This is a genomic window from Polynucleobacter sp. 39-46-10 (genome assembly GCF_002282275.1).
In genome coordinates, this window is sequence record NZ_NCJB01000007.1 from 20,998 (window position 1) to 33,334 (window position 12,337).

Here is a 12,337-nt window from a genome sequence, read left to right on the forward strand (position 1 = left end):
GGGGTAAGATGTATTGGAACTCATGAAGGTCTAATTAATGTGGCTAGAATAATGCAATAATTTGGGCTTTAGATGTCGTCAACTTGGTGACTCAATTCAAAAAGGTGGCGCGTGACTTCACAAGATGGTCGGGATAATTGGCAAATGCAAGCGATTGATGGTGACACCGAATCTCAAATCTCCCTGTTAGATATCGTCACCTTTCTGGAGCAGTCCTACCTAAAGTTGCTCCTCGCAGCTAGCGTTGGCTTGTTGCTGGGCCTAGGCGGCTGGTACTTCCTGGTGGGCTACCAGGCGGAGTGGGTGATCCACAACAACACGACCTCCAGCGCCTCGGCCGAGACCCCAAGCAGCTATGCCCTTGATCTAGTCTCCTGGCGCACGATTCAAAAAAGCTTGCCCAACCTGGCCGATCAGTTTATCGAGGAAGGAAAGGCGCCCCAGGATAAGGCCGGCCTATATCGGGCAATGAGCGATGCCCTGTGGTGGCAAAAAAATGTGACCCCCAACTTTGCCATTACCAAGGCAGACACCAAGGACTTTGCCGCCATAGGTAAAAGCCTGGACGGCGCGAGCACAACGATCCTTTCCTTGACCGTAAAGGCTGCGGGGGGCACCCGTGAGCAGGCGCTAGATAATGTCCGTGCCGCAACCCAATTTTTATTAAAAGGGGGCGCCTACCTGCAGATCAAGTCCCTGATTAATGGTCTTGAGAGCGAGACTATTGGTACGGCTGCTGACATCCAGAGCAAGATCACCGACGCCCAAATCGAATTGGGTTACCTGCACGACAGAGCCAAGAGCCTGGAGCAATTACTCAAGCGCTTCCCGGGGTCGACCGGCACCACCCAACAGATCATTGATCCCAAGGAATCGAGCGCCAAGTTTCTTCCGCTGAGCACCCAGCTCATCGCAGTCAACACGGACATCAACCTCGCTAATGAAAACCTCACGCGCTTTGCTGACCGCCTGGCGCAAATTGCCCTCATGAAGTCCTTCCTGGAGCAGGCGCTCCCCCTAGTTGAGCAAAACTTGGACGGCATCACCCTGGCCAAGGCCCTCCTGGGGGTGGAGGCCAAGTTGCGCACGCAGCTCAAGGCCGATGACGCAAAGGCCCGCCAGTCCTTAGACGCCCTGCGCTCCCAGCTGCTGACTATCGAGTCTCGCTTTACCAAGGGCCTGGAGCCAAACACCGCCCCGAGCGCCCAGAAATCAGGCATGCTCAAGAGCGCCGCCACCGGCCTTATCGCCGCCCTATTCTTGGCACTGCTCCTCCTGCTAGGCTCCCGGGCGTGGGCGACCGTGCGCCGCACAGGGACCCGCGCCACCTAGGCGGGCTGGACAACTTGGCGCAGCTGGCCAGGCGCAGTAACTTGGCCCGCATTCCGTGCCCCCACCAACAGCCTGAGCGCACACGCCCGCGCCCCTGATGGGCGTACCCAGCAAGGCCGGGCACGGACATACCGGCCCAGCAAGCCCGTGATGGATGTATTACTTTTTTCTGACCCGGGCAAGGGGTCTACACCCTAAGGGCAAAAATTCACACGCCTGTCATTAATTATGTTTATTATTAATAGAATTTATAAACATATTTTATTAGGGTCTTGTGTGAGCGAGCCATCACCACAAACGAGGGCTAACCCCCCGGCAAATCCTCTGCCGGCAGCCCGAGCCCCCGGGCCTTCAGGGGAAGAGGCCGAGCTATCGATCGGCGATATCGTCGACTTTGTGGCCGCCCACTACCGCCAGCTCCTCTTGGCGGCACTGCTAGGCGGCGTAGTAGGCTTCCTGGGGTGGCAATTTTTGGGGAGCTACCAGGCCGAGCTCACCCTGCTCAATAGCAACAAGGTGGACGCCACCAGGGGCGAGGGCGGCCTTGACCTGGTCTCGTGGCGTGCCATCGCACAAAGTCTGCCCAACCTAGCCGACCAGATCGTCCAGGAGGGCAAGGCCCCCGAGGGTAGCGAGGCCCTCTACCGCCAGATGAGCGAGCCGGCCTGGTGGCAAAAAAATGCCCAGCCGACCTACGCCCTGAGTAAGGCCGACATGAAGGACCTGGCGGCAATTGGTAAGGAGCTCGATGGCGCCAGCACCAGCATCCTGAGCATCACCATGGGCGCGGCAGCCCAGTCGCGGGAGGCTGCCCTGCAGAATGTGCGCCAGGCGGCCCACTTTATGCTCTCTGGCGGGGCCTACCTGCAGCTACGCAACGTCCTCAACGGCTACGAGAGTGAGGCCATCGCGACCCGGGCCGAGATAGATCGCCAGATCAGCGCCACCCAAATTGAGCTGGCCTACCTCCAGGCCCGCGCAGTCAGCCTGGAGGGGTTGCTCAAGCGCTTCCCCGCTGACCAAAAGCAGGCCGGGCAGGTGGTCGACCCCAAGGACTCCGGCGCCAAGTACCTCCCAATCGGCACCCAGATCATCGCAGTGAACACCGAAATCCACCAAAAGCGCGAGCTCCTCTCGCGCCTGGGCGACCGGCTTACCCAGATCGAGATCACCAAGCGCTTCTTGCAGGAGGCCATCCCCCGGTCCCGGACCCAGTTTGACGGCGTGCAGCTGGCAGGCTACCTCCTCGAGCTCGAGCGGGGCATCCGCCAAAGCCTGCCACCCGCCGACCTCAAGGCCCGGCTCCCCTTAGACCTGCTGCGCGCACGGGTCCTGATCATCAAGGACCGCTTTAGCAACGGGCTCCAGGCCAACACGGCCCCGACCGCCAAGAAGCGCGGCATGGTCAAGTCTACCGCCGCAGGCACCGCGCTCGGCCTTGGGCTTGCGCTGATGTGGCTGCTGGGGCGTGCCCTGCTAAGGAGGGCACGCCGGGACAAAGGGGCCGCGCCTAATTAGCAGCCAGGGCAAATGCGAGCGGCATCATGGCGGCAAAACGTGGTGCTTGCGCCCACTGCCCTTATAATTATTAGAACAAATGGTGCGCTGCAGTACAGGGCGCCGGCGGTGGGCAGCAAATCATATGAAGAGGGCACCGGGCTAGCGCGGTGCCAGTTGACCAGGAGGGGTTGGGCGTGAGTAAGCCGGTGAGTTGCGTAGCATTAAGTCCTAAGGCAGTCAGTCCTGAGGCGGTCAGTCGCCATGCAGTGCCGCAGCTTGCCTACAAGGACGAGCCGAACCTAGCATCCTGCCCGCGGTCGCTGCCCGAGCAAATGAGCGCCCGGGATCGGTGCATTGTGAATGCCCGTTATGAAGCACGGTACCGGGCATTAGCGGGCTTCATGCTTCATAAGTCTTAATCATTGATTTATAAATTACACATGAGTTCCAACCAGGTCTTTCCGGTCATCCTTTGCGGCGGTTCTGGCACTCGTCTTTGGCCATTATCCAGAAGTGGCTTTCCGAAGCAGTTTTTAGTACTCTCTGGGGATGACTCAAAGAAGAGTCTCTTCCAGCAGGCCATTGAGCGCATTCATGCCATTGCTAATACAGATATCAAGCTGGATAGCACTTTAATTGTCACAAACGAAGAACATCGCTTCTTGGCTTTAGATCAGTTGCGTGAAATTAAAAGTGCATCTAATCACTTCGCGGCTACTTTGCTACTCGAGCCTAGCGGCAGAAACACTGCGCCAGCATTAACGCTAGCTGCATTCTATGCGCAAGATAAGGGCAACGATCCTATTCTTGTGGTGACTCCAGCAGATCAAACGGTGACTAATCCCACCGCGTTTACCAAAGCTTTAATCAAGAGTATTGAAATTGCTAAAGAAGGCGCCATCGCAATTTTGGGTATTACGCCATCCACACCAGAAACCGGTTACGGCTATATCAAAGCCAATGATGAGGTAGGCCACAAGCAAGGCGACTCATTTGTAGTGGAGCGCTTTGTCGAAAAACCCAATGAAACGACTGCAAAGCAATATTTAGAAGAGGGTGGTTATTTTTGGAATGGCGGGATGTTTGTGCTTAAAGCCAGTGTTTGGTTGGCCGCCCTAAAAGAATTTCGCCCTGATATTTTTGGTGCCACAGAAACAGCTTGGGTCGCTAAATCAGTAGATCATTCAGGCGATGCGACTTTCGTCCGTCCAGATAAGGAGATCTTTAAGACTATTCCGAGTAAGTCTATTGACTATGCAGTGATTGAAAAGTGTCCAGGATCAAAGTTCCCAATAAAGATGGTCGAGCTCGATGCGGGCTGGAATGACTTAGGAGCATGGGATGCCGTGTGGCAAGTAGGCAAACAAGATCAAGCGGGTAACGTGACCAGTGGCGATACATTACTGACTAATTCTAAGGGCTCGCTTATTCACGCGAGCAGTCGTTTGGTGAGTGCTGTGGGAGTTGAGAACTTGATCATTGTGGAGACTGCAGATGCAGTCTTAGTGGCTGACAGAAAAAATAGTCAAGACGTCAAAAATATTGTTGGCCAGTTAGAAGCGCAAAAGCGCGAAGAGAAAAATCTCCATCGCAAAGTCTCCAGACCTTGGGGTTGGTATGACAGTGTGGATGAGGGTGAGCGTTTTAAAGTGAAGCGTATCCAAGTAAAGCCTGGTGCAAGTCTGTCGCTGCAGATGCATCACCATCGTGCAGAGCATTGGATCGTGGTTAAGGGCGCCGCTGAAATCACTAATGGCGATAAAGTCCTTCTACTAACCGAGAACCAAAGCACGTATATTCCGCAAGGTCAAACTCATCGTTTGGCCAACCCTGGAAAAACTACTCTAGAAATTATTGAAGTGCAATCTGGTAGTTATTTAGGTGAAGATGATATTGTGCGATTTGAAGATACGTATGGACGGAGTTAAAAATATCAATGCATAAGCGTATAGCACTTATTTGTGGAATAAGCGGTCAAGACGGCGCTTATTTAGCCAAGTTTTTACTAAACAAAGGATATGTAGTTTTTGGAACCTCTCGAGATGCCCAAGGATCCTCATTTGGCAATCTAAATAAATTGGGAATCAAGGATCAGGTGCAGTGTATATCAATGGCCCCTGAAGATTTTCGTAGCGTATTGGTGGCTTTAAGAAAAAGTAATCCAGATGAAATTTATTACTTAGCAGGACAATCTTCTGTAGGGTTGTCTTTTGAACAGCCCGCCGAAACAATGCAGAGTATCACTGTAGGCACTCTCAATATGCTAGAGGGAGTTCGAATGATGGATAAAAATATTCGCCTGTATCATGCGGGATCAGGGGAGTGCTTTGGTGATACCCACGGCGAATCGGCTAGCGAGAAAACCCCTTTTTATCCCATGAGCCCCTATGCCGTTGCCAAGGCATCTGCCTACTGGCTGGTGAATAATTACCGAGATGCATATGGTCTATTCACATGCACCGGCATTTTGTTTAATCATGAATCTCCTTTGCGTCCCGAGCGTTTCGTAACCCAGAAAATTATTCATGCTGTGAGGCGCATAGCTGATGGCGGTATTGAAAGGTTGAAGCTCGGAAGATTGGATATTTCCAGAGATTGGGGTTGGGCACCTGAATACGTAGAAGCTATGTGGCTCATGCTTCAGCAGGATATGCCAGAAGATTATGTAGTGGCAACAGGAGCTCCGATTGCGCTTGAGGATTTTGTGCGGGTAGCATTTGAGAGTGCTGGACTTAATTGGAAAGACCATGTTGTTCAAGATGAAAAACTATTTCGTCCATCCGACGCAACCGTTAGTTTTGGCAACCCAAGCAAAGCATTTAAAAAGTTAGGCTGGAAAGCTGAAATTCAAGGCACAGATGTAGTTAAAAAAATGTATCAATCAATTCAATAAAGTATCGGCACATCACCATGAATAAAAAACAAAAAGTCGCCTTAATTACCGGCATCACCGGCCAAGATGGCTCTTACCTTGCTGAATTCCTTTTGGAAAAAGGCTACATCGTTCATGGTATTAAGCGCCGTGCATCCTCTTTTAATACTGAGCGTATTGACCATCTGTATCAAGACCCTCACGTTAATCACCCTGATCTGATCTTGCATTATGGTGATCTGACTGATACCAGCAACTTAGTGCGCATTATTCAAGAATGTCAGCCTGATGAGATTTATAACTTGGGTGCCCAGTCACACGTTGCGGTTTCTTTTGAATCTCCAGAGTACACGGCGGATGTTGATGCGATGGGCCCACTGCGCATGTTGGAGGCCATCCGTATCTTGGGTCTGGAGAAGAAAACCCGTTTTTACCAAGCCTCTACTTCCGAGCTCTATGGCTTGGTACAAGAGACCCCTCAAAAGGAAACGACCCCGTTCTATCCACGTAGTCCTTACGCCGTCGCTAAGCTTTATGCTTACTGGATTACCGTGAACTATCGCGAAGCCTATGGCATGTATGCCTGTAATGGCATCCTCTTTAACCATGAATCTAAACGTCGTGGCGAAACCTTTGTGACTCGTAAAGTGACTCGTGGTCTGGCCAATATTGCCCAAGGTCTTGAGAAATGCCTCTTTATGGGCAATATCGATGCGCTACGTGACTGGGGCCATGCCAAAGACTATGTGCGCATGCAGTGGCTGATGCTTCAACAAGACAAGCCGGACGACTTTGTGATTGCTGCTGGCGTGCAGTTCACTGTTCGAGAATTTATTACCCGTAGCGCAAAACAACTGGGAATTACTCTGAGGTTTGAAGGTACATCTGAAAATGAAAAGGCTATTGTTGATTCCATTGAAGGCGATAAAGCCCCTGCCTTAAAAGTGGGTGATGTGATTGTGCAGATTGATCCACGTTACTATCGTCCGACTGAAGTAGAAACTCTCTTGGGTGACCCCACCAAGGCCAAAGAAAAGTTAGGATGGGTTCCAGAAATTACCCTTGATCAAATGATTGTCGAGATGGTAGCGAACGATCTTGATCAAGCTAGGCAACATGCTTTGCTGAGCAAACATGGTTATTCGGTAGCGGTTGGCAAAGAGAGATGAGAGCCACCATAGCTAAAGGTTCATTTATATGAAAGCGGTAATACTTGCAGGCGGGTTAGGAACGCGTATTTCAGAGGAAACAGAAAGCAAGCCAAAGCCAATGATTGAAGTTGGTGGCATGCCAATCTTGTGGCACATCCTCAAACTCTATTCAGCACATGGTGTAAATGACTTTGTGATTTGCTGCGGCTACAAAGGTTATGTCATTAAAGAGTATTTTGCTAACTATTTTTTGCATATGTCTGATGTGACCTTTGATATGGCTCATAACAAGATGGAAGTCCACCATCGTTATGCTGAGCCTTGGAAAATTACCCTGATTGATACAGGCTCCGACACCATGACAGGTGGACGCTTAAAGCGTGTTGCTCAGTATGTCAAGGATGAAGAGGCCTTTTGCTTTACCTATGGCGATGGTGTGAGCGATGTCAATATCGCCGAGCTCATTGGTTTTCATAAGAGTCATGGTAAAAAGGCAACATTAACGGCGGTTTACCCACCAGGTCGATTTGGTGCTATTGATATTCATCCAGATCATCACATAACCTCTTTTAAAGAAAAGCCTAAAGGTGATGGCGGCATGATCAATGGCGGCTTTTTTGTCCTTTCGCCCGAGGTGATTAATCTGATTAGGGACGACTCCACTATTTGGGAGCGTGAACCTTTAGAGACTTTGGCTCAGCAGTCGGAAATGATGGCATACCAGCATCATGGATTTTGGCAGCCAATGGACACCTTGCGTGATAAGAATTATCTTGAGGAACTTTGGTCTTCTGGCAGTGCCCCTTGGAAATCCTGGTAATGAAAACAGCGCATGTTGACCCCGTATTTTGGAAGGGTAAAAATGTCTTTCTAACGGGTCACACCGGATTTAAAGGTAGTTGGTTATCGCTTTGGCTCTCTTCAATGGGGGCTAAGGTCACGGGTTATTCATTGGCACCCAATACAACACCTAATTTATTTGAAGTATTGGCGATTGATTGCCTGATTGAGAAGTCCCATATTGCCGATATAAGTAATTTGGAAGGCTTGCAAAAAACTATGTCAGAGGCCAAGCCCGATGTAGTAATACACATGGCAGCTCAGCCTTTGGTGAGATATTCCTATGTCAATCCAGTGGAGACTTATGCTACCAATGTGATGGGTACCGTGCATGTTCTTGAGTGTACGCGAACTATTGATTCAGTGCGGGCTACTGTGGTCGTCACTACCGATAAGTGCTATGAGAATAAAGAGTGGTTATGGGGTTATCGTGAGAATGAGCCGATGGGTGGTTTTGACCCTTACAGTAATAGCAAGGGTTGCGCAGAGTTAGTAACTTCTGCTTACCGTCAATCTTATTTCTCCGATTCCAATTCAACCAATAAGATTGCCTCTGCTAGAGCGGGTAACGTGATTGGTGGTGGGGACTGGTCTGAGGATCGTTTAATTCCCGATGCCATTAAAGCGTTTGAAGCAAATAAGCCATTGATGATTCGCAATCCTTTGGCAACACGTCCTTGGCAGCATGTTTTAGAGCCGCTTTCGGGTTATTTGATTTTGGCACAAGCACTTTATGAACAGGGTTCGTCCTTTGCATCGGGTTGGAACTTCGGTCCACGTGATGAAGATACTCGAGCGGTACAAGAGGTGGTTGATCTTCTTATTTCTGGCTGGGGTAACTCAGCTCGTTGGGAAAAAGAGGGCTCAGAGCAGCCTCATGAAGCCAATCTCTTGAAGTTAGATTGCTCCAAAGCGCGTACGCAACTAGGATGGATCCCACAGTGGAATCTAGAGACGGCCACACAAAAAATCGTTGAGTGGCAAAAGGCATATCAAGTAAAAGAAAACATGCAAGAGCTTAGTCTTGCTCAGATTAATCACTATATGAGTGCTAAATAATAAATACACAATAATGAAAACACAAATTATCGATATCAGAAAACTAGAGCAAGAAAAATTACGCAAGCAAATTGCTGCGCTAGTAGATCAATATGCTGCCATTGAGTTTTCTCCAAAAGCATTTGAGCCAGGACAAACAGTTATCCCCCCATCTGGAAAATTAATTGGTGGAGAAGAGTTAAAAAATATGGTGGATGCCTCCTTGGATGGCTGGCTTACCACGGGTCGCTTTAATGAGCAGTTTGAAAAGAAACTGGCTGAATTTATTGGCGTAAAGCATGCCATTACAGTCAACTCTGGTTCATCAGCTAACTTAGTGGCGTTTTCTACGCTCACATCTCCAAAGTTGGGTGATCGTGCAATTAAGCAGGGCGATGAAGTGATCGGGGTAGCCGCGGGATTTCCCACAACAGTAAACCCAATTATTCAATTTGGTGCTATTCCAGTATTTGTGGATGTCGATAAATATACCCACAACATTGACGCCTCAAAAATTGAAGCAGCGATAAGTCAAAAAACAAAAGCCATTATGCTCGCCCACTCCTTGGGCAATCCTTTTAACTTAGATGTAGTAACTGCACTTTGCAAAAAATACAATTTATGGCTTATAGAGGATTGTTGTGATGCTTTAGGCACTACTTACAAAGGTCAAATGGTTGGTACTTTTGGCGACATTGGAACTTTGAGCTTTTATCCTGCACACCATATCACCATGGGTGAGGGTGGCGCTGTTTTTACTAATAATTTTGATTTGAAGCAGATTGCCGAGAGCTTTAGGGATTGGGGTCGTGATTGCTACTGCCCTCCTGGTAAAGATAATACTTGCGGGAAACGTTTTTGTTGGAAGCTGGGTAATTTGCCAGAAGGTTATGACCATAAATACACATACAGTCATCTAGGGTATAACCTCAAAATTAGCGATATGCAGGCGGCTTGTGCTTTAGCACAATTAGAAAAAGCCCCAGCATTTATCCAAGCGCGCAAAGATAACTTCAAATTCTTAAAAGAGCATCTTAGCTCTTGTGAGGAATTTTTACAGTTGCCAGTGGCCACTGAAGATTCTAATCCTTCTTGGTTTGGATTTCCGATTACAGTTAAAGAAGGCTCCCCTGTTTCAAGGCTGGATCTGACCACTTATTTGGATCAAAATAAAATCGGGACAAGACTATTGTTTGCAGGGAACCTAACAAGGCAGCCCTATATGGTTGATGCCAAGTATCGGGTGAGTGGTGAATTAACTAATACCGACAATGTAATGAACAATACTTTCTGGATTGGTGTTCAGCCAGCATTAACCAAAGAGATGTTGGAATTTGTTGTTAAGAAAATCGAGGCATACTTGGGCGTCAATTTCTAAGAAAATTATTTTGAATATTCTTATTACTGGCGCAAGTGGTTTTCTGGGTAGCGCATTAGCTAATAGACTTGGTGAAATGGATCACCATGTATCTTTATTGGTTAGAAACAATACCAATCTCTACCGCCTGCGGAACATATCACTCCTCAATATAGGCAAGTGTGTGACTGATCTGGAAATCAGTCAGTTCATAATCGATGTCCGTCCTGACGTGGTAATTCATACAGCTTGTTGCTACGGAAGAAATGGGGAGTCGATAATTCAAATGATTGATTCGAATATTCGTCTTGGAGCAGTAATATTGGAGGCCATCAAAGGGCTTGATAAAAAGATTTCCTTTGTCAATACTGGGACTGTTCTATCTAGAGATGTGAGTTTATATGCGCTGACGAAGATCCAGTTCGAGGAGTTAGGGGGCTATACGGCCAATAGTCCTAATATAAATATTCAATTTATTAATATCAAGCTTCAGCATATGTATGGTCCTGGTGATGATGCGTCCAAATTCACCACTTACGTAATAAATGCTTGCAAGAATAATGTGCCAACATTACCGTTAACGTTTGGCGAGCAAGAAAGGGACTTTATTTATATAGATGATGTAGTAGAGGCCTATATCAAAATTTTGGAAAATCTTTCGAAATTAAATAGACAGCAACAGATTGAGTTGGGCTCTGGTATCGCTCTTCGATTGAGGGATTTTGTAGAAATTACTCATAGATTAACGAATTCGAGTACAAAGCTATTGTTTGGTGAAATACCCTATCGAGAAAATGATGAAATGTGCTTGGTTGCAAGTATTGATGTTTTAAAAAATCTGGGATGGATTCCAAAGTTTGATATGGAGTCTGGAATAAAAAAAACAATTGAAATGGATGTGGCAAGATGAAATTATTGATCACTGGTGGTTGTGGCTTTCTTGGTAGCAATCTTGCTGCGGATGCCTTGGCTCGTGGGGATGAGTTGGTTGTGTTTGATAATCTAAGTAGAAACGGTTCAAGAGAAAATCTCATGTGGCTTCAATCCCAAGGAGTTTTTAAATTTGAGCATGGCGATATCAGAAGTCAGAATGACATCACTAGGGTAATTCAATCTTTTGGGCCTGATGCCATTTTCCACTTAGCTGGTCAGGTTGCAATGACAACTTCAATTGCCAATCCAAGAATGGATTTTGAAGTTAATGCACTTGGAACTTTAAACCTGCTTGAAGCGGTGAGACAGTATTGCCCCGATGTAACTGTGATCTATTCCTCAACTAATAAGGTCTATGGGGATCTCGAACAGTACTCTTATGTTGAAAATAATACGCGCTATCAATGTGTAGAAAAACCAAATGGTTTTGATGAGCAAACTCAGGTTGAATTTCATTCGCCTTATGGATGCTCCAAAGGTGCTGCCGATCAATATATGCTCGACTACGCGCGGATCTATGGGTTGAAAACAGTTGTTTTTCGTCATTCATCAATGTATGGAGGGAGACAATTTGCAACCTATGATCAGGGATGGATTGGATGGTTTTGCGAAAAGGCAATTGAAGCGGCACGTCACGGCTGTAGTACTAACTTCACCATCTCTGGAAATGGGAAGCAGGTTAGGGACGTGCTTAATGCCAATGATATTAAACGTTTGTATGTGGCGACACTAAAAAACATAAATGAAATGCAAGGTCAAGCTTTTAATATTGGCGGTGGGCAAGATAATAGTTTATCCATCCTAGAGCTGTTTACAGTTTTAGAGGAGGTGTTACAGGTTAAGTTGATGTATAAAGAATTGCCAGTTAGGGAGAGCGATCAGAAAGTATTTGTAGCTTCGTTGAGTAAGGTGCAGTCACTAATTGGGTGGGCACCAAAAGTTGGCTATAGAGATGGCATCATTGATATGGTTGCGTGGTTGAATGCTAAATAAATTAGTAATAAAAATACCAAAACACATAGTCATTGCATGCAGTGCATGGCTATCTAGGTTATGCACGGCGTCTGTACAGTTCTTGGTAATTGGAATTTTATTGCCATATCTAGGCAAAGATGATTATGCAGTATTTGTATTAATAGTAGGATTGATGGGGTGGTTTAGCCTCGTTGATATGGGCTTGGGCAATAGCATACAGAATTTTATTGCCGAAAGTCGAGGCCGAAAAAAAAACTATTCAATATACATTTTATACTTAGGAATAATATCTATAGGGATATTGTTTATTACTGAATTTTTGTTATATATTTTTTTAGA

At 47.2% G+C, this 12,337-nt stretch carries 10 protein-coding genes and 1 pseudogene; all 11 read left to right on the top strand.

Translation table 11 applies throughout. The annotated features are described in order from the left end of the window. Positions 1-111 precede the first annotated feature (111 nt). Complete coding sequence (locus B7X71_RS01625) at positions 112-1,332, top strand: hypothetical protein (protein ID WP_293597323.1); 1,221 nt, start codon at positions 112-114, stop codon at positions 1,330-1,332. 228 nt (positions 1,333-1,560) lie between these two features. Further along, a complete protein-coding gene (locus tag B7X71_RS01630) occupies positions 1,561-2,850 on the top strand; it encodes a hypothetical protein (RefSeq protein ID WP_293600137.1) in 1,290 nt (429 codons plus the stop codon). 422 nt (positions 2,851-3,272) lie between these two features. Continuing rightward, the gene (locus tag B7X71_RS01635) at positions 3,273-4,760 is read left to right on the top strand and encodes a mannose-1-phosphate guanylyltransferase/mannose-6-phosphate isomerase (protein ID WP_293597325.1); all 1,488 of its coding nucleotides are present in this window, start codon (positions 3,273-3,275) and stop codon (positions 4,758-4,760) included. A gap of 8 nt (positions 4,761-4,768) precedes the next feature. After that, positions 4,769-5,725, top strand: coding sequence for a GDP-mannose 4,6-dehydratase (locus B7X71_RS01640; protein WP_293597326.1), 957 nt, complete (start codon positions 4,769-4,771; stop codon positions 5,723-5,725). A 17-nt stretch (positions 5,726-5,742) separates the two neighbouring features. Further along, a complete protein-coding gene (gene gmd, locus B7X71_RS01645) occupies positions 5,743-6,873 on the top strand; it encodes a GDP-mannose 4,6-dehydratase (protein WP_293597327.1) in 1,131 nt (376 codons plus the stop codon). Positions 6,874-6,901: 28 nt separating this feature from the next. Beyond that, the gene (gene rfbF, locus B7X71_RS01650) at positions 6,902-7,675 is read left to right on the top strand and encodes a glucose-1-phosphate cytidylyltransferase (RefSeq protein ID WP_293597328.1); all 774 of its coding nucleotides are present in this window, start codon (positions 6,902-6,904) and stop codon (positions 7,673-7,675) included. Continuing rightward, positions 7,675-8,754, top strand: a complete 1,080-nt coding sequence (gene rfbG / locus B7X71_RS01655) for a CDP-glucose 4,6-dehydratase (protein ID WP_293597329.1) — start codon at positions 7,675-7,677, stop codon at positions 8,752-8,754. Before rfbF ends, rfbG begins: the two co-directional genes overlap by 1 nt. Before the next feature lie 13 nt (positions 8,755-8,767). Beyond that, positions 8,768-10,111: a lipopolysaccharide biosynthesis protein RfbH gene (gene rfbH, locus B7X71_RS01660; RefSeq protein ID WP_293597330.1), complete on the top strand. Its 1,344-nt coding sequence runs from the start codon at positions 8,768-8,770 to the stop codon at positions 10,109-10,111. Positions 10,112-10,121: 10 nt separating this feature from the next. After that, positions 10,122-11,000, top strand: a complete 879-nt coding sequence (locus B7X71_RS01665) for an NAD(P)-dependent oxidoreductase (RefSeq protein ID WP_293600138.1) — start codon at positions 10,122-10,124, stop codon at positions 10,998-11,000. Further along, on the top strand, positions 10,997-12,016 hold the full coding sequence (locus B7X71_RS01670; RefSeq protein ID WP_293600139.1) for a GDP-mannose 4,6-dehydratase: 1,020 nt from the start codon (positions 10,997-10,999) through the stop codon (positions 12,014-12,016). Before B7X71_RS01665 ends, B7X71_RS01670 begins: the two co-directional genes overlap by 4 nt. A gap of 100 nt (positions 12,017-12,116) precedes the next feature. Then, positions 12,117-12,337: pseudogene (locus tag B7X71_RS01675) on the top strand (hypothetical protein); the annotation flags it as partial.